The following is a 25,136-nucleotide window of genomic DNA, read 5'->3' as shown; positions in this document are numbered from 1 at the left end:
CACCTTTCGATCACATCAGGGGGTACGGGTGAAGCAGGCGCGGTTGCGGGCGTGCCGCCGCTGCTGCCCTGGTCAGCGGAGGCGGCGCAGCCTGGGTGCGAAGCGGAGGCCGGAGCGCTGGACGAAGATTTCGCGGCGTTCACGGGCTTCACCGTCAGGTGTCAGCTGGTAACCGCCGAGCCACACCCAGCCTCGATAGGTCTGCTTCTGGTCCACTGTCGTCACCCGGAACCGGAAGCCTCGGCCGGCGGCGAACTGGACACTCGCCCGGCCGTCGATGATCAGTTCGTCGCCGGGGCGGGGATCAGCCGGCGACCGGTCGGCCGGCACGCTACCGACGGCCCGCCGGCACGGTGGTACGGCCGCAGTCGGGGCACCAGCGGGATTTGATCTTGAAACTGAACAGCCCTATGAGGAATCCGAGCAGTAATCCGAAGGCCAGTGCCGTAAACGCCACCATGATCAACCCTTTCGCTTTGGGCTGGGCGACTGAGTGGCTCGCCGCCGGCTTGGAGACAAAATCGCCCTGGTACAACGCCAGACAGTTCGCGTCGTCAGGTTGACGACCGGATGTCGATAAGGCAACGATTTCACTCGATCTTGGTGGGCGACAGGTGTCACTGCGGTGACAGGCCCAAGTCCCCTCTCGTATCACCCTGTGGGTGGATAATTGAATTCATGGGAGATAAGCTCACATCATGAGGGATGAGCTAGAGGAAGACTCGCGGCCGGCGTGGGCGCAGCGGCTTCGCTCGGAGCGGACTGCCCGGGGGTGGTCCCAGAGCGACGCGGTGCGGGCACTCAGGGCACACGCGGCAGAACCGCTCCCCTCCGACGGCACGCTGTTGCGCAACTGGAAGCGGTGGGAGTCCGGTAGCTCCGAGCCCGACACTTTTTACAAGACGCTGATTGCCAAGACCTACGGCACCGTCACGGCAGCGTTCTTCCCTCGCGTGGGTGGCGCCCATGCCGAAGCGGATTTGCTAACGGACAGTGGTCTGGAAACCCTCGAAATTATCTCCCGCATCCGCGCTTCAGATGTCTCGGAATCCTTACTTGATGCGCTCCGGATTACCGCCGACCGGCTTTGCTGTGAGTACCCCTACGCCCCTCCGGATCAGCTCTACGTGGAGGGTAAGGCGTGGCTTCGACGCATTACAGGGCTCATGGACCGCCGGTTGACGCTCGCGCAGCACCGAGAGGTCCTGTCGCTTGCTGGTCTGGTTGCCCTGCTCGTCGGGTGTATCGAATACGATCTGGGGCTGCGGCGAGAAGCGGAGGGCACCCGTAAGGCGGCGCTGACCCTCGGCGAGGAGGCGGGCGACGCTGCAATCGTCGGTTGGGCGCACGAGATGCGCGCGTGGTACGCGCTGACACAGGGCGACTATCGGGGAGCGATAGCCGCTGCTGACATGGGGGTAGCGAAGGCCCCCAACCAGAGCGTCGCTGTGCAGTTGGCAGCGCAGCAGGCCAAGGCATGGGCGCGTATCGGGGACCGCAGACAAGTGGAGACGGCACTTGATCGCGGCCGGTCACTCCTGGAGTCGCTGCCCTACCCGGAGGACACCGACCACCATTTCGTCGTTGATCCATCGAAGTTCGACTTCTACGCGATGGACTGCTACCGGTTGGCCCGGGAGGACCAGCTTGCCGGGATGTACGCCCGTGAAGTCATGCGATCCTCCACTGATCCGGACGGCACCGAACGAAAGCCCATGCGGAACGCCGAGGCACGTTTGACGCTAGGTGTGGTCGCCGCGCGCAGCGGAGAGATCGAGGAAGCAGTGGCCTACGGCCGCCATGCGCTGTCGGGCGACCGCAGGTCTCTACCGTCTCTCCTCATGTGCTCCCGTGAGCTAGGGCAGCTGTTGCACGAGCAGTACACCAACCACCCTGAGGCGCTGACCTTTCTGGACGAGCTACGAGTCCTCAGCACCCCAGCAGGCTCTCGGCAGCCTCAGTCATCGTAGGTCCGATCGTGGGCTCTGACGCTCCGCTGTATGAGCGTGACCCGGAGGCGTGGCAGGCGTACCTGGCAGAGGGCAACGCCAAGCAGCCACGTAAGCGCGTCAGTGCTGACGTTCTCATCCGTGACTGCGAAGGGCGGATTCTCCTCGTTGACCCGCAGTATAAGCCGAACTGGGACATACCCGGCGGCATGGCGGAAGCCAACGAGCCGCCTCATGAGGCCGTTCGCCGTGAACTGCGAGAAGAACTCGGCCTGGACCTGCACGTGGCCGGGCTGCTGGTGGTCGATTGGGTGTCACCACACGGGCCCTGGGACGACCTGCTCTCGTTCATCTTTGATGGTGGTGAGCTGACCGACGAGCAGATCTCCGGGCTCAGGATTGTCGACGAGGAGCTGTCCGCGTTCGAGTTCTGTACCGCAGAACAGGCGCAGCAGCGGCTCCGCCCGTACTTGTGGCGGCGCGTTGCCGTAGCGCTCGATGCACTGAGGACCAGAACTGCTTATTATCTACAGGATGGACATGCCGGATAACGCCGGCACTGCCTCGCAGTGGGCGCTGGTTAATCGGATTTACGTCCCTTGCTGACGAAGGTTGTCCGTGATCGAATAATGGTACCGAACCAAGGGGATGTGCCGTGCCCTCAGTGTCAGCCGATTACCGACGGATCGCAAACGAACTGACCGCGAAGATCAAGGGCGGCGAGCTACCGCCGGGCACCAAGCTGCCCAGCACTGCCCAGCTTGCCGATCAGTACGACGTCAGCCCGGCGACCGTGTACCGCGCCGTCTCACTCCTGCACGACCGAGATCTCGTCATCGGACATTCCGGTCGCGGCGTGTACGTAGCGGAGAAGTAGCTTCCGCCGTCTGCGGTGAACGTCGCACGCGAGCAGATAGCGAGGTACCTGAAACGTGAGCGCCGACCAGAACCACAGTGACCTGATCCGTGCCATGGCCCGGGGAGACTGGGGCACGGCCGATCGGCTCCTCGCCGAGATCGGCGACAAAGGGCTACGAGAAGGGCCGCAGACCATCACCGCAGCCTTCTTCGTCGCGGCGCAGCGACGCTTCGGCGAGACACCCGACCTGCAGCAGGTCGCCACCTTCGTCGCGACGACCCGTCAGCGGTACGCGGACGGCCACGAACTGCCCGCCCTGGCGATGGAAGGCATGATCCGAGCAGCCCTCGGCGAGCCCGACCTGATCGACGACATCGATGCGGAGACCGCCTTCTCGATGCAGATCGCCGTGCTCGGGACGCTGTTGCAGGACCGAGAGTGGACCGAGGCCGAGCTGGAGGAGTTCATCCGCGAAGTCGAGCAGACCGCCGCCCAGTACATGTAGGACGTGACTGGCTTGCTGTGGGAGGACGTCCAGGACTGGTTCGACCTTGACCTGAACGGGACACTCCCAGATGTGCATGTGCCGGAGACGACCGTCGAGGACTGGCGTGCTCTAGTTGCAACGCCGCTCGGTTAGGGCGGGTGGATGGTTAGCAAGTGTTTGTGATTATATCGATGGCTATGGTGGCTTTGTAGCTGCGTCGGTCTACGTTGGGTCCGCGGGCTTGGTACTTGGAGTTCGAGCGTTTGATCATGCGGGTCTTCACCCGGATCCGACGCTCAGGTAGCAGGTGGGCCAGAACCGCACGACCGATGGCGCCGACCAGGTCGATGACGGTGTCGGCGAGGACGCCGGCGGCGTGGGTGACCTGGTCGCGGGCGGCGTTCAGGGCGGTGGTGAAGCTGGCCCGGTCAGGGCCGGTGCCGGGCCGGCTGTCGGTGGCGTCGGTCATGGCGTTACGCAGGATCTGGTAGACGACCAGCAGGGCGTAGACCTCCTGGTCGATGCCGTCGGGAGTACGCGCGCGCAGGACCCGGCCGCCGAGGATGCTGGATTTGATCTCCAGGTAGGCGGTTTCGACCTCCCACCGGCGGTGGTACAGCTTTATCAGTTCGCCGGCCGGGTGGGTGCGTGGGTCGAGCAGGGTGGTGATCAGCCGGTAGCCGCCCGTGCGGACGCCGTCGATGGTCTGGACGCTGATCTCAGCGTCCACGACCCGCACCCGTACCGTGCCGATGGTCGACAGCCAGGATCCGTCGTGGTACCGGCGGATCACCGGCAGGCGGCGGCCGTTCTTGCAGCGGATCAGCAGGTCGGCCCTGGTGGCGGCGAGTGTCTGGATGAGGTCGGCGGCGGCGTAGTTACGGTCGGCCAACAGCAGCATCCCGGCGGCCAGGCTCCGGGCCAGGGAGCGGGCCTGGTCGAGTTCGCTGGTGCCGAGTGGAGCGAACACGGCGTCGATGATCGAGCGGGTGCCGCAGGTCAGCAGGACACTCAGCCGTAGTGCCGGGTAGCCCGCGCCGCCGTGGTTACCCCGTTGTTTGCGGTAACGGACCCGGACCGCCTCGGCGTCGGCGACCGACATCGTGGTCCCGTCGATCGCTGTCACCAGCAGGCCCCGCCACCGCACGGCGTGCGTCGCCGTGGTGACCGCCGGGCCGCGCAGCAGATCGAACAGGGCCCGCAACGGCGTCGACCCGAGCCGCTGACGCGCCTCCCGTAACGTGCCTGAGGCCGGCTCGGTCAGATCCAGCCCGGTCAGACCGGCGGTCGGTTTCCGCCACACCTGCCCGTAGCCGAGTTCGGCGAACAAGCAGCCTGCGAGGACGAGGTAGACCACGACCCGGGCCGGGAGTAGCCGGATCCGCTGCTGGGTACGACGGGTCGCGGCAAGGACCTCATCGACCATCTCGAAGGGCAGGAACTGGGTCAACTCACCCAGATGACCCGGCGCGAACACACCTGCGGCTACCCGCACCGTCCGAGTTATGGCAATCTGATCGACCAAAGCGGAGTTCCTGGTCTCGAGGCGTCTTGGAGTGACTCACCTCGTTACAGGAACTCCGCTTTCCCATGTCCGACCGACACACCCTTGACCGCTGCCGCAACGGCTTAACCGAGCGGCGTTGGCTCTAGTTGACCTCGTGCTGTCGGAGGGCTGGCAGTTTACTTACCTGTTCGACGGAGGTGCGGGTACACCGCCCGCCACGGTTGAGGACATGCTGAGCCTCCGTGACGAGGGCGGTGTCCAGTTGAAGGTATGGCCGGTACCCGGTGTTCTCGCGATATTCCAGCTCTACGACGCTGAGCGAATCGAGTTTGATGTTGATTTGCGTGAGCTGCAGGGTCAACAGCAACTGGACGTCCTCTGTCGATTCTTAACCACGATCGGCCGCCGGCTACGCAAGCCGGTGTTGATGACCCCCGAAGGCCTGGAGAACCAGCCCGTGCTCGGATACGACGTGGAAGCCGACCGGGTCGTGCTCATGGCCGGCCGCTGATCTTCGGTCGCAAAGCCCGATACCATGCACGCGTGTGGGGTATGCGTCGGCCCCAGTCACCGCCTCGGCTGCCTCGGCATCGGTCGTGCCGTCGAAACGTGGGCGATCATTGACATGTAGCCGCGATCAGCGGCCCGATCACGGTTGGCGGATGAGGAGCAGCCCGATGGAGCGCGCCGTGCGGGCGCAAGTCCGTGTCCGGACAAGGGCGCTGCGCCAGATGCTGAACGGGTGGGACCCCATCGGTGTTGGAGAGTTCCACGCCGGCGACGACGAGTACGACTGTCTACTCGGACCGCTGCTGACGAGGCTGGCCGCCGGGTCGGACGCAGACGACGTCACATGCTTCCTGCGCGACAGGATGGAGCGCCACTTCGGCCTCGCTCCTACCGACGTAGATGTCGCCAACTTCGCCGCCAGAGCTGTGGCCTGGTGGCAGGCCGAAGAATCGCGGCCAGCGGCGTAGTCGTTCGAATCAGCGCCGACCAGCATCATGCCCCCGGCCGATCGCAGGCCCGCGCGCCGGGGCTGGTCTCCACCGTTGCCCGGTGTCCGTGCGCGAGTTGAGGGCTGGGGTACGTAATTCTCGAAAATTACGTACCCCAGCCCTCAACTCGTGAGCTTTCGGGCGGGCGACAACTCGGCAACTCGGCGCGGCAGGCGGACCAGGACCCGGGCCGGCGTCGAGCCAGAGCTGAGTAGGGGTCAGACGGCGAAGGTGGCGGGGCGGTCAGTCGCGGCCGGCGGCGGGGTGGCCGACCACAGTCCGGTCTTTTGCGCGCCCAGCCGGCTCAGGTACGCCGGGTTGAGGATCACGTAGCGGCGCCACAGCCGTTTCGGCTCCAGCCCGAGCCGCCACAGCCACTCCAGGCCGTACCGCTGCATCCAGGACGGCGGCTTGCGCAGCAGCCCGGCGTGGTAGTCGAAGGCCGCGCCGACCGCCATCAGCGGCATGTCCAGCAGCGGGCGCATGGCGTACGCGAAGACCTCTTGGCGGGGGCAGCCCAGCCCGACCAGCACCAGCCGGGCCCCGGACGCCCGAATCCGGTCCGCGATCTCCACCTCTTCGCCCGGCTGGACGGAGCGGAACTTCGACGGCTCGACCCCGGCGAACTTCAGCGCCGGGAACATCTGCTCCAGTTTGGGCACCAGCCGGGCCAGCGTCTCCTCAGTCGACCCGTACAGGTAGATCGGCAGCCCTTCGTCGGCGCAGCGCCGCAGCACCCGCAGGGTCAGCGTCGGCCCGTACACCCGGTCTTTCAGGCCGGCACCATGCAGCAGGTTGAGTCCCCAGCGCACCGGCTGGCCGTCCGGGGTGACCAGGTCGAACGAGTTGAGCCGGGCGTTGTGCGCCGGGTCGAGCACCCCGGTCATCACCCCGTGTACGGCGAGCGCGGTCAACGCCAGCGGCCGGCGCTCCCGGGCGGCGTCGATCACCCGCCCGGTGGCGGTCTCGTAGTCGACGGCGTCGACCAGCACCCCGAGCAGGTTGCGCTTGCCCTGGTCGATCATTTCCCGGGCACCCACTTGTCGACGTTGGCCTGGTAGATCTCCTGCAGGATCATCGGTACGTCGTAGACCTGCTTCCAGTCAGGGTAGTCCCGCTGGAAAGCGGCGTTGGAGCCGATCCACCACTGGTGGTCGCCGACCCGGTTGGCCTCCTGGTATTCGGTGATCATCTGCTGGCCGGTGATCTGCTCGGCCAGGGCGAACGCCTCCAGGTGCGAGCAGTTGGAGTGCCGGCCGCCGCCCAGGTTGTAGACCGCTGCCGGGCGCGGGTCGCGGAAGAACGCCTCGAAGGCGGAGACCACGTCGTGGCTGTGGATCGCGTCGCGGACCATTTTGCCGCCGTACCCGAAGATCTTGTAGGTCCGCCGCTCCATGTTGCAGCGCATCAGGTAGCCGAGGAAGCCGTGCAGCTCGGTCGCCGAATGCGCCGGCCCGGTCAGCGTGCCGCCCCGGAAGCAGGCGGTACGGATGCCGAAGTAGCGGCCGTACTCCTGCACCATCACATCGGCGGCGACCTTCGACGCGCCGAACACCGAGTGCAGGCAGGCGTCGATCGACATGTCCTCGGTGATCCCGCCCGCGTACGGGTGGTCCGGGGCGATCTCCCACCGGGTCTCCTGCTCGATCAGCGGCAGGCTGTTGGGCCGGTCGCCGTACACCTTGTTGGTGGAGCAGTGGATCACCGGCGCCTCCGGGCAGTGTTCCCGGACGTTCTGCAGCACGTTGAGGGTGCCGCCGGCGTTGACGTCGAAGTCGGTGAACGGATCCCGGACCGCCCAGTCGTGCGACGGCTGCGCGGCGGTGTGGATCACCACGGCGATGTCCCGGCCGTACCGCCGGAACAGGCCCGCCAGGGCGTCGCGGTCGCGGATGTCGACCGCCTGATGGGTGTACGCCGCACCGAGGTCACGCCGCAGCGTCTCCACGTTCCAGGCGGTGGAGGCCTCGGCGCCGAAGAACTCGCGGCGCATGTCGTTGTCGATGCCGACGACGTCCAGGCCGAGCCCGGCGAAGTGCCGGACCGCCTCCGATCCGATCAGACCGCCGGATCCGGTGACCAACGCGACGCTCACACGACACTCCTGAGCTGGGGGGCGGAGGAACGATCAAGAGCATATCCGGACACCACGTACAAGAAGGCTCCGCCGCCGGCGGAGCCTTCTTGTCACTACATCACAGGTACGGGCCGAACCGGCCGTACCGCTGGTGGGGAAGGGGGGAGTTGAACCCCCACGCCCTTTCGGGCACACGGACCTGAACCGTGCGCGTCTGCCATTCCGCCACTTCCCCGGACGCTGTCCGGAACAGTCGGTGAAGACTATCCCAGACGGGTCGTTCGCCGACTCCGGAGGGGGTGTCGGCCGGACCCACCCGCTGGCAGGTGCCGGGACATACTACGCTGTCCCTGGCAGTCCCGAGCGGGTAACCGCCCGCGACGCCTGGCGAAGACTAGCACGGGACGAGCCGGCCGTACGGGACAGGGCGGGAGCAGGGTCGATCGGCGTGCGGGTGGCACGGGCGACGGCCGGATACCATCATGTCCTCGGAACCCGAGGAGGAGCCGGTGAGCGTGCTGCAACGCTTCGAGAAGCGTCTGGAAGGCCTAGTCGAAGGGGCCTTCGCCAAGGTGTTCAAGGGTGTCGTGCACCCGGTGGAGATCCTCAACGCGATGCAGCGGGAGGCGGAGGCGCACAAGGCGATCCTGGCCGGCGGGCGCACGCTGGTTCCTAACCGCTACGTGATCGATCTCTCGCCGTACGACCACAGCCGGCTGGCGCCGTACGCCGCCGCGCTCGCCCAGGAGCTCGCCCAGTCCCAGGCCGAGTTCATCGGTGAGCAGGCCTGGACGGTGTACGGCGACGTGATCGTCGAGATCGAGCGGGGCGACGGGTTGGACACCGGCATGTTCCGGGTCACCGCCGAGGTCTTCACCGGCGGCGACGTCGCCCCGGTGCAACAGCCGGCGTACGACATGCCCGGCGGCCCGCCCGGCTACCCGCCGTACGAGCAGCAGCAGCCCGGCGGGTACGGCCCGCCGCCGCACCAGCAGGGCGGTGCCGGGCGCAACATCCGGCTGGTGTCCGGCGACGGCCGGACCTATCCGCTGCAGATGGGTTCTACCGTGATCGGCCGGGGTGACCAGGCCAACCTGCGTCTGCCGGACGTCGGGATCTCCCGTCGACACGCCCGGCTGGATTTCGATGGTGCGCAGGTCGTGCTGACCGACCTCGGGTCGACCAACGGGACCATGGTCAACGGTCAGCGGGTCTCGGCTGTCGCCTTGAACCCTGGTGACATGATCCAGCTCGGAACGACCACGCTCACGTTCCGAGTGGATGGCTAACCTTGCCCGAATTCGTCGTTGTCGTCGCCCGGATCGGGTTCATCGTCCTGCTGTGGATCTTCGTGTTCACGGTGGTCGGTGTGATCCGTCGGGACCTTTTCGCCGGTGCCCGGTCGAGTCGACTGGTCGCCGCGCCGCGTGGTGTCGGCGGCGGGGCGGCGCCGGCCCGGACCGCCAAGGTGAAACGGGGGCGGGCCGCGCATCAGCTGGTGGTGACGGCAGGTCAGCTGAACGGTACGCGGATCACTCTGGGTGAGACGCCGATAACGATTGGTCGGGCAGAGGATTCCACTCTGGTGATCACCGATGACTATGCGTCAGCCCGACACGCCCGGTTGATGCCCCGTGACGGGCAGTGGTTCATCGAGGACATGGGCTCGACTAACGGGACGTACCTCGATCGCGCTAAGGTCACCGGGCCTACCCCCGTACCCCTAGCCGTGCCGATTCGCATCGGCCGCACATCTCTTGAGTTACGGCCATGACTCTGACCCTGCGCTATGCCGCCCACAGTGACCGCGGACTGATCCGTGACGGAAACCAGGATTCCGTCTATGCCGGACCGCGGCTGCTCGCCGTGGCCGACGGCATGGGCGGGATGGCCGCCGGTGACGTCGCCAGCAACATCGTCATCGGGGCGCTCGCCCCGCTCGACGAAGACGTCCCCAACGACGCCATGGTCGACGCCCTGCGCTCTGCCGTGGGACTGGCCAACCAGCATCTGCGGGACACCGTCGACGCCAATCCCCACCTGGAGGGGATGGGCACCACGCTGACCGCCACCCTCTTCTCCGGCAGCAAGATCGGCATGGTGCACATCGGTGACTCCCGTGCCTACCTGCTGCGCGGCGGTGAGTTCGCCCAGATCACCAAGGACGACACCTACGTCCAGATGCTGGTCGACGAGGGCCGGATCAGCGCTGAGGAGGCCAGCAGCCACCCGCAGCGTTCCCTGCTCACCCGCGCGCTCGACGGCCGGGACATCGACCCGGAGTACTCGGTCCGCCAAGTCGTCGCCGGCGATCGTTACCTGATCTGCAGCGACGGCCTCTCCGGAGTGGTCAGCGCGGAGACCATCGCCGAGACCCTGCGGGAATACACCGACCCGCAGAAGTGCGTCGAACGGCTGGTGCAGCTCGCGCTGCGCGGCGGTGGGCCGGACAACATCACGGTCATCATCGCCGACGCCACCGACCAGAGCATCCACGAACAGGCGCCGATCGTCGGCGGGGCCGCTGCCCGCGACCGGGGGATGGCCACCGCGGCCGACGACTCCACCCCGGCGGCGCGCGCCTCGGCGTTGTCCGCGCCCCGGGCCGCCGTACCGGAACCGGCGGAGGCCGCCGCGCCCGGCCGCGACGACGACCCGGAACGGCCCCGCCGGCACCCGGTCCGCGCGGCGCTCGTCCTGCTGGTCCTCGTCGCCATTCTCGGCGGCGGCATCTGGGGTGGCTGGAGCTACACCCAGCGGCAGTACTACGTCGGCGCGACCGGTGACGGCCAGCTGGCGATCTTCCAGGGGATGCCGGGTGAGATCGCCGGGGTCAGTCTCTCCACCGTGCACGAAACGAGCGACACCGCGTTGGACGACCTGACCACGGTCGCGCAGGACCGGGTCAAGCAGGGCATTCACGTCAGCAGCGAAGCCGAGGCGCAGCGCCACCTGGTCGAGCTGACCCGCGACGAACCGGACAACCCCAACCTTAAGCCCACCTGCCCGCCGTCTCCCTCCCCGACGCCATCGCTGACGCCGGCACCGACGCCGGCACCGACGATCGTGGCACCCACCGGGTCTCCGGTACCCCCGGCGACTGCCCCCGTCCCGTCGATCAGCCCCACCGGCGGGCCGACCGTGGTGCCGGACGTGAGCGGGATCAATTCGCCCGCGCCCGACGGTGCTCCGGAGAGCACCCCGGACGCCCCACCGGTCGAGCCGGTGCCACCGTTGACCAACCCGGCCGGTTGCCGGTCGGTCGACTGAGACCCGGCGCGATCGACGTGAAGGAATTTCAGTGACCGCGCCAGTCAGACCCACCTCGCACCCGGCGATCACCGGCGAGATGCCCCGGGTCCGGTCCGTCCGGACCCGGCGCAACGCCGAACTCGGGCTGCTCGGGCTCGCGCTGGCGGTCGTCGCGCTCTACTCCGCCGCTGTCGAAGCGGCGGTGCTCGGCACCGTCCGGCCCGGCTTCTGGGTGCCCACGGCGGTCGTCGGCGCGGTCTTCGTCGGCCTGCACCTGGTCATCCGGTTCTTCGCGCCGTACGCCGACCCGGCCCTGCTGCCGGCGGTCGCTCTGCTCAACGGGATAGGTGTGGCGTTCCTGCGCCGCTACGACCTGGCCCAGGTCGCCGCCGCCGAGCGGCTCGACTACCCGATCTTCGCCGGTACGGGTGGCCGGCAGCTGGCCTGGACCCTGGCCGCTGTGGTCCTCGCCGCCGGTCTGCTCGTCCTGGTCCGCGACCACCAGATGATCGCCCGGTACGCGTACACCCTCGGGCTGGCCGGCATCGTGCTGGTGATGATCCCGGCCGTCCTCCCGGCCCGCTACTCCGAGGTCAACGGCGCCAAGCTGTGGATCCTGATCGGCGGCTTCTCCATCCAACCGGGCGAGTTCGCCAAGCTGGCGCTGTTGTCGTTCTTCGCCTACTACCTGGTCCGCAAGCGGGAAGTCCTGTCGCTCGCCAGCCGGCGGGTGCTCGGCATCGACTTCCCGCGTGGCCGAGACCTGGGCCCGGTGCTGGTGGTCTGGCTGCTGAGCGTCCTGGTCCTGGTGTTCCAGAAGGACCTCGGCACCTCGCTGCTGTACTTCGGCATGTTCGTGGTGACGCTCTACATCGCCACCGAACGGGTCAGCTGGCTGATTATCGGTCTGCTGCTCTTCTTCGGCGGGGCGTTCCTGGCGTACTACCTCGGCGCGAGCGTCGGCGGCCCGTTCGCCAACTTCTACCAGCGGGCGAACATCTGGCTGGACCCCTTCTCCGACCCGTACGCCGACGGGTACCAACTCGTCCAAGGACTACTCGGACTCGGCACCGGCGGGCTGTTCGGCGCGGGCCCCGGCGGCGGCCAGCCGCTCAAGGTGCCCGAGGTGCACAACGACTTCATCTTCGCCGGCATCGGTGAGGAGATCGGACTGTTCGGCCTCTCCGCCCTGCTGGTGATCTACCTGTTGGTCGCCGAGCGGGGCCTGCGGGCCGGGCTGGCGGTCCGGGACTCCTTCGGCAAACTGCTCGCCGGTGGGCTGGCGTTCACCGTCTCCCTGCAGGTCTTCGTGATCGTCGGCGGGATCAGCGGCTTGATCCCGCTCACCGGTCAGACCACGCCCTTTCTCTCCGCCGGTGGCTCGTCGCTGATGGCGAACTGGCTGCTGATCGCGCTGCTGCTACGGATCTCCGACGCCGGCCGCCGGCCGGTCACCGGGGCCGACCCCCGGCCACCCGGCACCCCCGCCGGACCGCCCGCCCAGCTGCACGGCGCGCCCACGGAGGTGATCAAGCGATGAACGCACCGTTACGCAGGGTCGGCGTCGTCATCATGATCCTCTTCGGCCTGCTCTTCGCGAACCTCAACTGGGTCCAGGGCTACAAGGCCGACGAGTACCGCAACAGCGACTACAACGGCCGGGTCCAAGTCGCCGAGTACGACCGGCAGCGCGGCAACATCGAGGCCGGTGGCCGGGCCCTGGCCACCAGCACCGAGACGGACGGCGAACTCACGTTCCTGCGCACCTATCCGGACAACGAACTGTACGCCCACGTCATCGGCTACAAGCCGGTCAACCTCGCCGCGACCGGGATCGAACGGGCCGAGAACGACTTCCTCGCCGGCACCAGCGACCAACTGTTCGCCGACCGGGTCCGTGACCTGTTCACCGGCGAGGAGACCGGCGGCGGCAACGTGCTGCTGACCGTCAACCGTCGGGCGCAGGAGACCGCCTACCGGCAGCTGATCGAAAACCGGGTCGGGGTCGACCAGGGCGCCGCCGTCGCCATCGACCCCCGTACCGGGGCGATCCAGGCGCTGGTCTCCATCCCCAGCTACGACCCGAACCCGCTGGCCAGCCACGACACCAACGCCGCCCAGGAGGCGTACAACGCCCTCGACGGCGACCCGGACGGGCCGCTGCGCAACCGGGCGCTCGGTGAAGTGCTGCCACCCGGATCCACCTTCAAGGTCGTCGTCGTCGCCGCCGCGCTGGAAAACGGCGTCGGCGTCGAGGACCAGATCTCCGCCGGTCCGGTCTACCGGCACCCCGACTCGGGCACCGACATCCGCAACGCCGCCAACTCCATCTGCCCCCAGGACCAGGTCACCCTGATCACCGCGTTGACCGACTCGTGCAACACCGGCTTCGCGAAACTCGGCGTCGAACTCGGTGCCGAGCGGGTCAAGGACAAGGCCCGCGACTTCGGGTTCGAAGACGAAGAGCAGGTGGTCGGCCGGACCAACGGCGACACCGGCCTGCCGGTCGCGCCCAGCCGGACCGGCGACATCCAGAACCCCGACGGCAGCGAGGACGGCGCCGCGCTGGCCCAGTCGTCGATCGGGCAGAACAACGTACGGATGACCCCGCTCGAAGGGGCCATGATCGCCGCCGCGGTCGCCAACGGCGGCACCCAGATGCGGCCGTACCTGATCCAGCAGTTGCTCGGCCCGGACCGCACCAGCAGCTACTACACGGCCGCGCCCCGCGAGCTCCGCGAGTCGGTCAGCGGCCAGGTCGCCGGCGACCTGCAGCAGATGATGGTCAGCGTGGTGCGCAACGGCACCGGGCGCAACGCGCGGATCGACGGCTACACCGTCGGCGGCAAGACTGGCACCGCCCAGGCCGGCGAGGACGACGAGGACCACGGCTGGTTCATCGGGTACGCCATGACCGACGACGGCGAGCCGATCTCCGCCGTCTGCGTCCTGCTCGAAGGGGCCGGCGGGGGCGGCAGCGCCGAAGCCGCCCGGATCTCCGGCCAGATCATGCGGGCCGTCATCGCCGAGCGGGAGGGGCGATGACGTGCTGAGCTCCGGAGTCCTGCTCGGTGGGCGGTACCGCCTCGACGAGCGGATCGCCAGCGGCGGGATGGGCGACGTGTGGCGGGGCACCGACGAGGTGCTCGGCCGTACCGTCGCGGTCAAGAGCCTGCTCCCGGCGCTGCTGGAGGAGCCGGGGTTCGCAGAACGGTTCCGGGGCGAGGCCCGGACCATGGCGACCATCAACCACCCCGGCGTCGTCGACGTCTACGACTACGGCAGCGACCAGCACATTGCCTTCCTGGTCATGGAGTACGTCGAGGGCGACGCGCTGTCGCGGACCCTGTCCCGAGTGGGCCGACTCACCCCGGCCCGGACGATGGCGTTGGTCGCCCAGGCCGCCGACGCCCTGCAGGCCGCCCACGACAAGGGCATCGTGCATCGGGACGTCAAACCCGGCAACCTGCTGGTACGGCCGAACGGCACCCTGGTGCTGACCGACTTCGGCATCGCCCGGTCGGAGATGGTCGGCCAGTTGACCGCCGCCGGTTCGGTCCTCGGCACCGCCTCGTACATCTCTCCGGAGCAGGCCTCCGGTGCCGTCGCCACCCCGGCCTCCGACGTGTACGCCCTCGGCGTCGTCGCCTACCAGTGCCTGTCCGGCCGGCGGCCCTTCGAAGGCGACAACCCGCTTGAAATCGCCATGAAGCACGTACGGGACACGCCCCGTGCCCTCCCGTCGGACATCCCACCGGTGGTTCGCGCGATCGTCGAACGCGCCCTGGCCAAGGACCCGGCCGCCCGGTGGCCCGCCGCCGCGGCGATGGCGGCCGTCTCCCGGCAGGCCGCCGCCACCCTCGCCGGACAGGGCCGACCCGGCGCCCAGGGACACCCCGGCAGCCAAGGACACCCCGGCGCCCCTGGCCGGCCCGGCGTCCCCGGTCATCCCGGCAGTCCCGCCGCCCCCGGCTACCCGACCGCACCCGGTCATCCGAGTGGTCCCCGCCCACCGGGTGGCGCCACCGCAGGCTCGGGCCGGGCTCCGGCCAGCGGCTACCCGTCGGCCGCCGGTCGACCGATGCTGCCGCCCCGCCCGACGTCCGGGGCGCCGAACTCACCGATGGTCCAGCCGCCGGTGCCCCGGCCGCCGACGAGCGGCGGCCCCACCGCCGGCCCCCATCTGCCCGGGACCGCGTCGGCGAGTCCTCAGCGCTACCCGGCCGGATACCATCACAACGTCCCGCCGGCCCGGCAGGCCGGGCCCGGTCAACCACCCCACTCGTACCGCCCGACCCGTCCACCGGCCGCACCGCAGCGGTCGGGTGGACTACACCGGCAACTGTTCACCGTCCTGGCGATCATCCTCGGCGCACTCGTGGTGCTGCTCTGCGCCGGCCTGATCGCCTTCCTGGTCCAGGAATATGCCGCCAACTCGGCGGGCCCGGTCCAGCCGGCGGTGCGATTGGTTACGGCTGAGAACCAGATGGGCTCGCGCTACGTCGAAACTGGTGTCGGAGCCGTACCGTCGGTGGAGGCACCGCACACGTCCGGGCAGGATGACGATCAGATGAGCGAAGGACGACAGAGACGATGACGGCGCAGGCCCGCCTGCTTGGTGGCAGGTACCAGGTCGGCGAGTTGCTCGGCTATGGCGGCATGGCCGAGGTCCATCGCGGCCGTGACCTGCGGCTCGGTCGAGACGTCGCGATCAAGATGCTCCGTGCCGACCTGGCCCGGGACCGGACGTTCCAGGAACGTTTCCGGCGCGAGGCGCAGAACGCCGCGTCGCTCAACCACCCGGCGATCGTGGCCGTGTACGACACCGGTGAGGAGTACGCCCCCACCGGCGAAACCCTTCCGTTCATCGTCATGGAGTTCGTCAACGGCCGTACCCTCAAAGAGGTCCTCGCCGCCGAAGGCCGGCTGGACCTGCGCCGCGCCCTGGAGATCTGCGCCGACATCTGCGCGGCCCTGGAGTTCAGCCACCGGCACGGGATCATCCACCGCGACATCAAGCCCGGCAACGTGATGCTGACGCAGACCGGCCAGGTCAAGGTGATGGACTTCGGGATCGCCCGCGCCCTCGCCAGTGGCGCGACGACGATGACCCAGACCTCGGCGGTGATCGGCACCGCGCAGTACCTCTCGCCCGAGCAGGCCCGTGGTGAGGCGGTCGACGCCCGCTCCGACGTCTACGCCGGTGGCTGCGTGCTGTTCGAACTGCTCTGCGGCCACCCGCCGTTCGTCGGTGACAGCCCGGTGAGCGTGGCGTACCAGCACGTCCGGGAAGACCCCCGGGCCCCCAGCGACATCAACCGGGACGTCACCCCGCCGGTCGACGCGATCGTGCTCAAGGCGCTGGCCAAGAACCCGCTCAACCGTTACCAGAGCGCCGGCGAGATGCGCGCCGACCTGCTCCGTGCCGCCACCGGCCGGCCGGTGCACGCCACCCCGGTGCTGCGCGAGGACGAGACCGTGGCGATGGCCGCCGCCGGCGCCACCCAGCGGATCCCGGCCGGCGGCAGCGGGCCGCGCCGGACGTCCCCCGGGGTGATCGCCGGCCTCAGCGTCCTCGGTGTGCTCGCCGTGGTGGCGCTGGCCGCCGGACTGATCTGGGCGAACTCCGGCGACGAGCAACCACAACTCGTCGTTCTACCTAGCCTGGTCGGCCAGCCGATCGAGGAGGCGCAGCGCCAACTGCTCAGCCTCAACCTCAATCCGGTCCCCACCACTGCCGAAGACCCGGACTGCACCCTCAACAACGTGGTCGCGCAGTCCCCGGAGCCCGGCGAGGTCGAACCGGGCAGCGAGGTGCAGTTGACCGTCTGCGCCGGGCCGGGCATGGTGCAGGTCCCGTCGCTGGAGGGGTACACCCGGTCCGGTGCGGAGAACGCGCTGATCGACCTCGAACTGGTGCCGGAATTCGTGCCGGTGGACAGCGCCGATCCGAAGGACCAGGTGGTCCGGGTGCCGGACGAGGGCGAAATGGTGGAGGTCGGCTCCACGGTCGTGGTGGAGATCTCGCTGGGCAACATCCGCAACGTGCCCAACGTGGTCGGCAGCACCCAGAGCGAAGCGATCTCCATCCTGGAACGGGCCGGCTTCGATCCGCAGGTCGTCGAGGGCCAGGAGGTCGACCCCGCCGACGCCGGCCGGGTCACCAGCCAGGACCCCAACGGCGGCCAGGCCAAGGTGAACTCGCGGGTCGAGATCGTCGTGTCACAGCCACGCGAGGTCGAGGAGACGCCGAGTCCGACACCGTCGAGCCCGGCCCCGTCGAGCCCGGCACCGACGACGACCGAGCCACCACCGGGCGACGGTGACGGCGAGGGCGCCGGGACGGGCGAACCCACCTCCGGCGGTGGTGCCGGCGGCGGCGTGGGGACGCTGATCCCCACCACCCCGGCGGTCCGTATCCCGTCGGAGTAGCGAGTCGGAAAGCCACCTGCTGGTCGGATCGGCCGGCAGGTGGGGTGGTCGGGCGGCCGATACGGTAGCCGGCCGGCCGGCCGGGTCAGGCCGCCGCGAAGGCCGCCCGCCGACGGACGTCGACCTCGGCGGCGAGCCGAGGCGCCCGATCCACTGCGGCGGGCAGGCCGCACCCGGCCAGCCAGTTGGCGAGCATCAGATGTCCGCCCTCGGTGAGCACCGACTCGGGGTGGAACTGCACCCCTTCCACCGGCAGATCGCGGTGCCGCATGGCCATTACCACACCGGACTCGGTGCGTCCGGTCACCTCGATCTCGGCGGGCAGCGTCTCGGCCCGTACGGCGAGCGAATGGTAGCGGGTGGCGGTGAACGGCTCCGGCAGACCGGCCAGCACCCCGGCCCCGTTGTGGTGGACCAGCGAGGTCTTGCCGTGCAGGAGTTCCGGTGCCCGCTCGACGACCCCGCCGTACGCCGCGCCGATCGCCTGGTGACCCAGGCAGACGCCGAAGATCGGCAGCCGGCTGGCGTACGCGGAGATGACGTCCAGGCAGATCCCGGCCCGTTCCGGCGTACCCGGCCCCGGGGAGAGCAGGATCCCGGCGGCACCGAGCCGACCCACCTCGGCCACGGTCAGCTCGTCGTTGCGCCGTACCTCGCATTCGGCGCCCAACTGGCCCAGGTACTGCACGAGGTTGAACACGAACGAGTCGTAGTTGTCGATCACCAGTACGCGCACGCCGTCACCTGATCTCGTCGCCGCTGTCGGAATGGACCTAGTCACCGTTATCGGATGATGGTTCGGGATTGCTTGACTCGGTGTCGTACGGCAGGTCGTGCTCGCCCAGGCCGCCGCCGTCCGGATCGCCGCCGTCGGGGGCGCCGCCCTCCGGTCCGCTGGTGCCGCCGTCCGGATCGCCGCCGACCGGGCCGCCGTCAGCCGGTGCGCCGCCGGAACCATCGTCGATGACCTGTGAGTCGTCGAACGGCAGCAGGGGTTCCGCCCAGGGGAAGACGACGAACCAGAGCAGCGCCACCGCCAGGCCGGCGAGTACGGCGGACCCGATCACCTTGCCCGGCAGGCCGAACGGGAGCTTCCGCCAGATCCACGCGTACACGTCAGTCAGCCACCCACCCGTACACGTCAGCCACCCACCCGTACACGTCAGTCACCCAGCTCGGCCGGGCGGCCGTCGGCCTTGGACTGGCTGCGGACCAGGGCGGCGTGCACGATCAGCCGTTGGTAGTTGTCGAACTTCGGATGGCAGGTGGTCAGGGTCAGCATCGCCACGGTCGGGTCGGCACCGCGCCGCCCCGGGACCGGGGCGACCACATCGGTCTGGTTCGGGCGCACGATGTGGCTGCGGGTCACCTCGTACACGTGCCAGGTGTCCCGGTCTTCGAGCACGACGGCGTCGCCGGTGCGCAGCTCGTCGAGCCGCCAGAAGGTGGCCCGGTTGCGGTGACCGGCGACCGAAAAGTTGCCGATCTCGCCTGGTCCCGCACTGGCCGGATAGTGGCCTGGCGCGTAGCGGATGTCGTCCTGCTCGACGCCCTCGACCACGATCCAGTTCTTGTCGATCCTGGGGATGTACAGGCCGGCGACGGGCGTGCCGTACACCGGGGCGGAGGACGGTGAAGGGGTGGCCGCCGGACCGTCGCTGACCACCGGATCCGGTACGTCCGCCCACTGCTGCGCCAGCTGCTGGCTCAGATCCTCCTGGTGGGCGTTGACGATCACCGACTTGCCCCAGATCTCGTAGCCGGCGAACAGCAGCACGACCATCCCGAGAGTGATCAGTAGTTCGCCGGAGACCCGGGCGGTGGTACGGAGCCGGCTCCAGACCGTCGGCCTGGTCAACTCGGAGTAGACGCTCTTGTATCCGGAGTCGGTCCGCTGCGGCCGGAGCTTGACGACCCGTTCGCCGCGCCGCGCCGGCTGGCCGTGGTCGCCGGGCTCGGCATCGGCGTCGGCACTGGTGTCCGGCGATCTGCGGGTCGCGTCCACCGGTGGCTGGTAGGAGCTGATCACGACCGGCAGCACGCTCGTCGCGTGCTCGTCGCGGCGATCGGGGTACGGCGGGCGGCCGGTGAAGCGCGGGATGACCGCGGTGGCGTCGTCGACCGGGTACGCCGGGGTGCGGCTGTGTCGGCCCGGCGGGCGGGCATCGGCCGCCGGCCAGACGGTGTCGTCCCGGGTAGCGGCCCAGTCGATGTCGTCCGGGCTCCTGGACCAGCCGGTACCACCCGGCGGTCCCGCCGCCGTCATCGCGCCAGCTCCGGGACGTCGGTGTGGTGCAGTGTCGCCGACCCTTCGAATGCGGGAACGGTCAGCTCCGACTCGACGGTCTCACGGTAGCCGAGCTGGAAGTGGGTCACCGCGTCCTGGAACAACTGGACCCCCTCCGATCCGGCGAGCGCCTCCTGCAGGGCGCTCGGATCACCGATGGCGGCGATCCGGAAAGGGGGTGAGTAGACCCCGCCATGCAACAGCAGCGTGTTTCCGACACAGCGTACCGCGCTGGTGGCGAGGACCCGTACATCCATGATCGACATTGCCTCCGCGCCCCCTGCCCACAGCGCGTTGACCACCGCCTGCACGTCGCCCTGGTGCACCACCAAGTCGTCGTTGCTGGCACCGTCGGGCAGGTCGGTCAGCCGGGGAGCGTCGTCGAGTTCGACGACGATGCCGGGACCGGCCAGGGCGGTGAAGCCGGCGGCCGGCTGGTTGGCCTCGACCCGGGCCCGTTGATCGGCGATCGGCTGGTCGGACCCGGCGACCAGCGCGGCCTGCTGGTCGACCTGGGCGCGCAGCGCCGCCGCTCGTTCCTCGGCGACCGCGAGTTGGGCACGGCGGTCGTTGATCAACTGGGCCAGCTGCGGTCGCCGATCCTCCCGCAAGGTGGTGCCACCGGCCGTGGTGGCGGTCGTCGTGAAGAGCAGGCCGGCGGTGAGCGCGATGAGCGGTACGCCCACGGCCCAACCGGCTGGGCGGCGACCCCCCGGCCGCCGCAGCAGGCCGGTGGCGGCCCGACGGACCACGTCCCGCCAGGACGCGCTGCCGGACGTGTACTCCATCTGAAGCCTCCGGTACCCGTAGCCATCGACAACTGTCCGCATAGTGGACCACCAGTGTTGGATATTGTCCCTGGTGGTGCCGGTCGTGCCCAGTTGTCGGCTCTGCCCGGCACCCGTCCATGGCCGGAACGCGCCAACTTGACTACGCTAGCTGGTGAACATTATTGGCCATGGACCGTCGCCGCTGCGTCCGGTTGTCGGGCCGGATGACTGTCACCCAGGAGAGCGTCGTGCCCAAGTCGCAAGTTCGCAAGAAGAAGGTCTACACCCCGCCGACCGACGTCCGGCCAACCCAGACGGCTGCCACTCGTAAGCCGAGCCCGATCTGGCTGCCGATCGCCGCGGTCTCGCTGATCGTCTTCGGCATCGGCTGGCTGGTCGTCTACTACCTGTCGGAGACGGCCTACCCCGTGGCTACCTGGGGCTACTGGAATCTCGCCGTGGGCTTCGGTGCGATGGTGAGTTCGCTGATCCTGCTCTCGCGCTGGCGCTGACCGCCTTCCGCTGACTATCTGCCGCTCCTCGCTCTCCCCTCCCGCCTGGCCGTCCGGCGACTCTGGGTCGCCCGGGCGAGTACGACGTGTCGTGCTGCCCTAAGGTGGCGATACCGGGTGGCCGGCTGATCGTGAGGTGTCCCACGTTACCGGTGGGTAACCTGACGGTAGGCTGTGTGGTGACCGGCCCTCCGGTCACCTCAGCCGCTCGTCGGAAGCACACCGGGAGGCCAACGCATGGGCACCGTCCAGGTCGCCACCACGATCGTTGCCGCCATCGTCACCGCCGTGGCGGTGACGCTCGCCGGCCGGGCGGTCTGGCAGTTCGTCTCGATCATCCGTCTCGGCCGACCCGACCCGACCCGGTTCGGCGATCCGGCGACCCGAGCCCGGGTGATGCTCACCGAGACACTCGGCCACACCCGGATGCTCCGCTGGAGCGTGGTCGGCGCGGCGCACTGGTTCGTGATGATCGCGTTCATCGTGCTCTCGGTGTTGGTGCTGGAGGCGTACTTCGAGGTCGTTGACGCCGGAGGCGGCATCCCGGTCATCGGCGGCTGGCTGATCTACGGACTCGTCACCGAACTCGTCTCGATCCTGGGAATGGTCGGGATCGGAGTGCTCATCGCCATCCGGCTGATCAACCGGCCGACCCGAGCCGGCGGACGTTCCCGGTTCACCGGCTCGACCATGTGGCAGGGCTACTTCGTCGAAGCTGTCGTGCTGGCCGTCCTGATCTGCGGCTTCCTCATCCGAGGCTTCCGCGTCGCCACGGACCACTTCGATTTCCCCGTCTGGGCCACCCCGGTCAGCCACGCGCTCGGCGCCGTACTCCCCGCCTCGGACGCGGCGATCAGCGTGACCGCCCTCATCAAGATCCTGATCTCGATGACCTGGGTCATCGTCATCGCCCTGACCTTGACCATGGGCGTCGCCTGGCACCGGTTCGCCGCCTTCTTCAACATCTACTTCAAGCGTGACCCAGGCAAAGCCAACTCGGGTCTGGGCGCGCTGCGTCCGATGATGAGCGACGGCAAGCCGCTCGACTTCGAAGAAGCCGACCCCGAATCCGACCAGTTCGGGGTGGCCCAGGTCGAGCAGTTCGGCTGGAAGGGCCTGCTCGACTTCACCACCTGCACCGAATGCGGCCGCTGCCAGTCGCAGTGTCCGGCCTGGAACACCGCCAAGCCACTGTCGCCGAAACTGCTCGTCCTGTCGCTGCGCGACCACGCGTACGCCAAGGCCCCCTACCTGCTGGCCGGGGGCGGCAAGGACCTCACCGGCGAGGAGAAGGGCACCGCCGAACAGCTCGCCAAGGTCGACGCCCTGGCCCTGGCCGAAGCGGACCGCCCGCTGATCGGCGGTGCCGAGGACGGCGGGATCATCGATCCGGACGTGCTCTGGTCCTGCACCACCTGCGGCGCCTGCGTCGAACAGTGCCCGGTCGACATCGAACACGTCGACCACATCGTCGACATGCGTCGCTACCAGGTCCTGATCGAGTCGAGCTTCCCCAGCGAGGCCGGCGTGATGCTGCGCAACCTGGAAAACAAGGGCAACCCATGGGGCGCGCCGCAGAACACCCGGGAGGACTGGACCAAGGGCCTCGACTTCGAGGTACCCCGGGTCGGCGAGGTGGACGACTTCGAATACCTGTTCTGGGTCGGCTGCGCCGGCGCGTTCGAGGACCGGGCCAAGAAGACCACCCGCGCCGTGGCGACCCTGCTGAACGAAGCCGGCGTCGACTTCGCCATCCTCGGCGAGGGTGAGACCTGCACCGGTGACCCGGCCCGCCGGATCGGCAACGAGTTCGTCTTCCAGATGCTCGCCCAACAAAACGTCGAGACCCTCAACGAGGCGTTCGGCGACCGCGAGCCCGCCAAGCGCAAGATCGTCGCTACCTGCCCGCACTGCTTCAACACCCTCGGCAACGAGTACGGGCAGCTCGGCGGCCACTTCGAGGTCGTACACCACACGCAGCTGCTGGCCCACCTGGTCGCCACCGGCAAGCTCACCCCGGTCACCCCGGTCGACGGCGGACTGACCTACCACGACCCCTGCTACCTGGGACGACACAACCGGGTGTTCAGCCCGCCCCGCGAGGTGCTCGGAGCCGCGCTCGGTGCCGGCGACGCCGTACGCGAGATGCCGCGCAACTCGGAGCGGTCCTTCTGCTGCGGCGCCGGCGGAGCCCGGATGTGGATGGAGGAGCGGATCGGAAAGCGGATCAACGTCGACCGGGTCGAGGAGGCGCTGTCCACCGGCGCGCAGACGATCGCCGTCGGTTGCCCCTTCTGCTTCACTATGCTCGGCGACGGGGTCACCGGCAAACAGTCCAGCGGCGCGGCGGCCGAGAACGTCGAGGTCGTCGACGTGGCGACCGTGCTGCTGCGATCCGTACGGCCGGCGGTAGCATCATCCGCGACCGACGCGTCGTGACCAGGGTGATCAGCGCGTACCGGCGCTGACCGCAGCGAAGGAGACCGCGGGTGCTGGGCTGGGCCCGTGAATTCCTGTCGCAGCCCTGGCCCTTCCTCACCCTGGCCGTGGTGACGCTGATCGGCGTGTTCGCGCACCGGCCCGTCGCCCGCCGCCTGGGCTGGCGTCGCTGGCCCACCCTCGGCGTCTTCGTCGGTGCCGCCGCGGTCGCGGCGTTGACCCTGCCACCGGCCCCGATCAGCTCCACGGTGCCGCTCGCACCCGGTGTGTCCGTCTCCGGCCCGGACGGCGAGATCGTGGCCGGCTGCCTGCGGTCGCTGACCGATCCGGCGGTGCTCTGGTCCGGGCTGGTCACGGTCGACTCGCTCGGCGAGCGAGTCGGCAACGTCGCAATGTTCGTGCCGGTGGCGTTCTTCCTGGTCCTGGCGGTGCGTCGGCCGCTGATCGGGACCGGCGTGCTCCTGGTGGTGCCGGCGATGGTGGAGCTGGCCCAGGCCGTGAGCGGGCTCGGCCGCCAGTGTGTGGGCTACGACTGGGTCAACAACGCCACCGGGGTCTTGGTCGGGGCGGCGGCGGCCGGCGTCGTACGGCTGGTCTGGCGGCCGACCCCGCCGCGCCCGCAGCCGTCCGGCAGCCGCCCGCAGCCGTCCGGCAGCCGGCGGCGCGACTAGCTGCCGCTGGTCGCGACGTTGGTGGCGATGAAGACGGCGGTGGCCACCTCGGAGCGGTGGTCCCGGATCACCCTTTCGGTAGCGGTCGCGACCCAGGCGGCATCCGGTATCGCCGCCCGGCACCGGGCGGACCAGGCGTCCCGTTCGCGGTCCGACATCGGCACGTCGGTCGTCGTCGCAGCGCTGCCGTCAGCGGGAGAGACGACCTCGCGGAGCAGTTCGTCGGCGTCGAGGGCGTGCACCAACGCCCCCAGCGCGGCGGTCCGCTCGTCCACCGGGTCGGACGAGTGTCGGACGGCGCTCCGCAGCCGGGTACGGGCCTCGGCCTCCGCCGGTGGGCGCCTGCTGTCGGGGGCGGCGAAGCGGGTGTGCGGAAACACCCAGAACACCCGGTCCCGCTCTCGACGCAGCACGCCAGCGGTGACCAGCCCGTCGAGGATCCGGGGGACCAGCTTGTGGGACAACTCGACGATCCAGTGTTCGACCGGGTGCGGGTCGGCGGCCCTGATGGTTGCCGCGGCCCGGTCGAGATGACGACGATCGGCTTCCGCCGGCCCGGCCGTCGCAGCCGCGACCGTACCGTCGGGATGGACGGTGCCCGCATCGTCGGGGTGGACGGTGCCCGCATCGTCGGGGTGGACCGTACCGTCGGGGTGGACCGTACCGTCGGGGTGGACGGTGACCGCACCGTCGAGGGCGAGATCGAGCAGGATGGCTCCACTGACGGCGTAGTCCAGCTCGGGCGATCCGACTATCGGGTCACCTGACTGGTCGTCGTAGGCGAGCAGGGTGAGTTCCTCGGCCAGGATGAGCGCACTCATGACGTCACGCTAACCCGGTCTGACGGTATGCGCCCGCGACACCGTCTTGAAGGTTCGGCGGCGATTCCAATAAGG

The 25,136-nt window shown here is 69.0% G+C and carries 24 protein-coding genes, 1 tRNA gene and 1 pseudogene; 16 read left to right on the top strand and 10 right to left on the bottom strand.

What is annotated here, in order from left to right; genetic code table 11:
* Window positions 1–72 precede the first annotated feature (72 nt).
* Complete coding sequence (locus tag O7632_RS02445; protein WP_278111057.1) at window positions 73–330, bottom strand: hypothetical protein; 258 nt, start codon at window positions 328–330, stop codon at window positions 73–75.
* A gap of 368 nt (window positions 331–698) precedes the next feature.
* Between O7632_RS02445 and O7632_RS02440 the strand changes: the two genes are divergently transcribed.
* The 4 genes from O7632_RS02440 to O7632_RS02425 all read left to right on the top strand — a co-directional run bounded on the left by O7632_RS02440 (window position 699) and on the right by O7632_RS02425 (window position 3,313).
* Window positions 699–1,970: an XRE family transcriptional regulator gene (locus O7632_RS02440; protein WP_278111056.1), complete on the top strand. Its 1,272-nt coding sequence runs from the start codon at window positions 699–701 to the stop codon at window positions 1,968–1,970.
* 8 nt (window positions 1,971–1,978) lie between these two features.
* Window positions 1,979–2,500, top strand: a complete 522-nt coding sequence (locus O7632_RS02435; protein WP_278111054.1) for an NUDIX hydrolase — start codon at window positions 1,979–1,981, stop codon at window positions 2,498–2,500.
* A gap of 104 nt (window positions 2,501–2,604) precedes the next feature.
* Complete coding sequence (locus O7632_RS02430) at window positions 2,605–2,826, top strand: winged helix-turn-helix domain-containing protein (protein ID WP_278111053.1); 222 nt, start codon at window positions 2,605–2,607, stop codon at window positions 2,824–2,826.
* Between the two features lie 55 nt (window positions 2,827–2,881).
* On the top strand, window positions 2,882–3,313 hold the full coding sequence (locus O7632_RS02425; RefSeq protein WP_278111051.1) for a hypothetical protein: 432 nt from the start codon (window positions 2,882–2,884) through the stop codon (window positions 3,311–3,313).
* 148 nt (window positions 3,314–3,461) lie between these two features.
* Here O7632_RS02425 and O7632_RS02420 read toward each other — a convergent pair whose 3' ends face one another.
* A complete protein-coding gene (locus tag O7632_RS02420) occupies window positions 3,462–4,820 on the bottom strand; it encodes an IS4 family transposase (RefSeq protein ID WP_278111049.1) in 1,359 nt (452 codons plus the stop codon).
* A gap of 118 nt (window positions 4,821–4,938) precedes the next feature.
* Here O7632_RS02420 and O7632_RS02415 point away from each other — a divergent pair, with 118 nt between their 5' ends.
* Together O7632_RS02415 and O7632_RS02410 are read left to right on the top strand one after the other, a co-directional pair.
* Window positions 4,939–5,313, top strand: a complete 375-nt coding sequence (locus O7632_RS02415; RefSeq protein WP_278111048.1) for a hypothetical protein — start codon at window positions 4,939–4,941, stop codon at window positions 5,311–5,313.
* A 166-nt stretch (window positions 5,314–5,479) separates the two neighbouring features.
* Window positions 5,480–5,779 (top strand): hypothetical protein, encoded by a 300-nt coding sequence (locus tag O7632_RS02410; protein WP_278111047.1) that lies wholly within the window; start codon window positions 5,480–5,482, stop codon window positions 5,777–5,779.
* A 239-nt stretch (window positions 5,780–6,018) separates the two neighbouring features.
* On the opposite strand, the gene O7632_RS02405 is transcribed toward O7632_RS02410, so the two are convergent.
* From O7632_RS02405 to O7632_RS02395, 3 genes are all read right to left on the bottom strand, one after another.
* Window positions 6,019–6,825: a WecB/TagA/CpsF family glycosyltransferase gene (locus tag O7632_RS02405; RefSeq protein WP_278119778.1), complete on the bottom strand. Its 807-nt coding sequence runs from the start codon at window positions 6,823–6,825 to the stop codon at window positions 6,019–6,021.
* Window positions 6,822–7,895, bottom strand: a complete 1,074-nt coding sequence (locus O7632_RS02400) for an NAD-dependent epimerase/dehydratase family protein (RefSeq protein ID WP_278111046.1) — start codon at window positions 7,893–7,895, stop codon at window positions 6,822–6,824. The genes O7632_RS02405 and O7632_RS02400 overlap by 4 nt, the downstream gene beginning before the upstream one ends.
* Window positions 7,896–8,026: 131 nt before the next feature.
* Window positions 8,027–8,112 (bottom strand) — tRNA-Leu (locus O7632_RS02395).
* A gap of 247 nt (window positions 8,113–8,359) precedes the next feature.
* On the opposite strand from O7632_RS02395, the gene O7632_RS02390 reads away from it, so the two are divergent.
* The 7 genes from O7632_RS02390 to pknB all read left to right on the top strand — a co-directional run bounded on the left by O7632_RS02390 (window position 8,360) and on the right by pknB (window position 17,561).
* A complete protein-coding gene (locus O7632_RS02390) occupies window positions 8,360–9,166 on the top strand; it encodes a DUF3662 and FHA domain-containing protein (protein ID WP_278111044.1) in 807 nt (268 codons plus the stop codon).
* A gap of 2 nt (window positions 9,167–9,168) precedes the next feature.
* Complete coding sequence (locus O7632_RS02385; protein WP_278111042.1) at window positions 9,169–9,651, top strand: FHA domain-containing protein; 483 nt, start codon at window positions 9,169–9,171, stop codon at window positions 9,649–9,651.
* Entirely contained in the window at window positions 9,648–11,147 is a 1,500-nt protein-coding gene (locus tag O7632_RS02380) for a PP2C family serine/threonine-protein phosphatase (protein WP_278111040.1), read from the top strand. The genes O7632_RS02385 and O7632_RS02380 overlap by 4 nt, the downstream gene beginning before the upstream one ends.
* Window positions 11,148–11,226: 79 nt before the next feature.
* The gene (locus tag O7632_RS02375; protein WP_278119776.1) at window positions 11,227–12,669 is read left to right on the top strand and encodes an FtsW/RodA/SpoVE family cell cycle protein; all 1,443 of its coding nucleotides are present in this window, start codon (window positions 11,227–11,229) and stop codon (window positions 12,667–12,669) included.
* Complete coding sequence (locus tag O7632_RS02370; RefSeq protein ID WP_278111039.1) at window positions 12,666–14,174, top strand: penicillin-binding transpeptidase domain-containing protein; 1,509 nt, start codon at window positions 12,666–12,668, stop codon at window positions 14,172–14,174. Before O7632_RS02375 ends, O7632_RS02370 begins: the two co-directional genes overlap by 4 nt.
* Before the next feature lies 1 nt (window position 14,175).
* Window positions 14,176–15,726, top strand: coding sequence for a serine/threonine protein kinase (locus O7632_RS02365; RefSeq protein WP_278111037.1), 1,551 nt, complete (start codon window positions 14,176–14,178; stop codon window positions 15,724–15,726).
* Window positions 15,723–17,561, top strand: a complete 1,839-nt coding sequence (gene pknB / locus O7632_RS02360; protein ID WP_278111035.1) for a Stk1 family PASTA domain-containing Ser/Thr kinase — start codon at window positions 15,723–15,725, stop codon at window positions 17,559–17,561. Before O7632_RS02365 ends, pknB begins: the two co-directional genes overlap by 4 nt.
* Window positions 17,562–17,646: 85 nt before the next feature.
* Here the strand turns inward: pknB and O7632_RS02355 are convergent, their stop codons facing one another.
* The 4 genes and pseudogenes from O7632_RS02355 to O7632_RS02340 form a co-directional block, all read right to left on the bottom strand.
* A complete protein-coding gene (locus tag O7632_RS02355) occupies window positions 17,647–18,297 on the bottom strand; it encodes an aminodeoxychorismate/anthranilate synthase component II (RefSeq protein WP_278111033.1) in 651 nt (216 codons plus the stop codon).
* A gap of 37 nt (window positions 18,298–18,334) precedes the next feature.
* Entirely contained in the window at window positions 18,335–18,676 is a 342-nt protein-coding gene (locus O7632_RS02350) for a hypothetical protein (RefSeq protein WP_278111031.1), read from the bottom strand.
* Window positions 18,677–18,723: 47 nt separating this feature from the next.
* Window positions 18,724–19,725: pseudogene (locus O7632_RS02345) on the bottom strand (class E sortase); the annotation flags it as partial.
* 98 nt (window positions 19,726–19,823) lie between these two features.
* A complete protein-coding gene (locus O7632_RS02340) occupies window positions 19,824–20,636 on the bottom strand; it encodes a DUF881 domain-containing protein (RefSeq protein WP_278111029.1) in 813 nt (270 codons plus the stop codon).
* Window positions 20,637–20,866: 230 nt separating this feature from the next.
* Here O7632_RS02340 and O7632_RS02335 point away from each other — a divergent pair, with 230 nt between their 5' ends.
* The 3 genes from O7632_RS02335 (at window position 20,867) to O7632_RS02325 (ending at window position 24,240) form a co-directional block, all read left to right on the top strand.
* A complete protein-coding gene (locus O7632_RS02335) occupies window positions 20,867–21,130 on the top strand; it encodes a cell division protein CrgA (RefSeq protein WP_278119775.1) in 264 nt (87 codons plus the stop codon).
* A gap of 237 nt (window positions 21,131–21,367) precedes the next feature.
* Window positions 21,368–23,569 carry a (Fe-S)-binding protein gene (locus tag O7632_RS02330; protein ID WP_278111028.1) on the top strand — a complete coding sequence of 734 codons (2,202 nt, stop codon included), beginning with the start codon at window positions 21,368–21,370 and terminating at the stop codon, window positions 23,567–23,569.
* A 50-nt stretch (window positions 23,570–23,619) separates the two neighbouring features.
* Window positions 23,620–24,240 (top strand): VanZ family protein, encoded by a 621-nt coding sequence (locus O7632_RS02325; RefSeq protein WP_278111026.1) that lies wholly within the window; start codon window positions 23,620–23,622, stop codon window positions 24,238–24,240.
* On the opposite strand, the gene O7632_RS02320 is transcribed toward O7632_RS02325, so the two are convergent.
* On the bottom strand, window positions 24,237–25,061 hold the full coding sequence (locus O7632_RS02320; protein ID WP_278111025.1) for a GPP34 family phosphoprotein: 825 nt from the start codon (window positions 25,059–25,061) through the stop codon (window positions 24,237–24,239). The two genes, O7632_RS02325 and O7632_RS02320, sit on opposite strands and share 4 nt — an antisense overlap.
* Window positions 25,062–25,136 lie beyond the last annotated feature (75 nt).

It is taken from the genome of Solwaraspora sp. WMMD406 (assembly GCF_029626025.1).
GTDB lineage: Bacteria > Actinomycetota > Actinomycetes > Mycobacteriales > Micromonosporaceae > Micromonospora_E.
Note: the sequence above shows the minus strand (reverse complement) of the source record. Positions and strands in the feature narration are given on the sequence as shown.

What these genes read in the sequence shown, in the direction of transcription:
- O7632_RS02380 (WP_278111040.1), top strand. Translation starts at nt 9,648, where the DNA reads ATGACTCTGACCCTGCGCTATGCCGCCCACAGTGACCGCGGACTGATC.
- pknB (WP_278111035.1), top strand. Translation starts at nt 15,723, where the DNA reads ATGACGGCGCAGGCCCGCCTGCTTGGTGGCAGGTACCAGGTCGGCGAG.
- O7632_RS02375 (WP_278119776.1), top strand. Translation starts at nt 11,227, where the DNA reads ATGCCCCGGGTCCGGTCCGTCCGGACCCGGCGCAACGCCGAACTCGGG.
- O7632_RS02410 (WP_278111047.1), top strand. Translation starts at nt 5,480, where the DNA reads ATGGAGCGCGCCGTGCGGGCGCAAGTCCGTGTCCGGACAAGGGCGCTG.
- O7632_RS02370 (WP_278111039.1), top strand. Translation starts at nt 12,666, where the DNA reads ATGAACGCACCGTTACGCAGGGTCGGCGTCGTCATCATGATCCTCTTC.
- O7632_RS02320 (WP_278111025.1), bottom strand. Translation starts at nt 25,061, where the DNA reads ATGAGTGCGCTCATCCTGGCCGAGGAACTCACCCTGCTCGCCTACGAC.
- O7632_RS02440 (WP_278111056.1), top strand. Translation starts at nt 699, where the DNA reads ATGAGGGATGAGCTAGAGGAAGACTCGCGGCCGGCGTGGGCGCAGCGG.
- O7632_RS02405 (WP_278119778.1), bottom strand. Translation starts at nt 6,825, where the DNA reads ATGATCGACCAGGGCAAGCGCAACCTGCTCGGGGTGCTGGTCGACGCC.
- O7632_RS02390 (WP_278111044.1), top strand. Translation starts at nt 8,360, where the DNA reads ATGTCCTCGGAACCCGAGGAGGAGCCGGTGAGCGTGCTGCAACGCTTC.
- O7632_RS02330 (WP_278111028.1), top strand. Translation starts at nt 21,368, where the DNA reads ATGGGCACCGTCCAGGTCGCCACCACGATCGTTGCCGCCATCGTCACC.
- O7632_RS02340 (WP_278111029.1), bottom strand. Translation starts at nt 20,636, where the DNA reads ATGGAGTACACGTCCGGCAGCGCGTCCTGGCGGGACGTGGTCCGTCGG.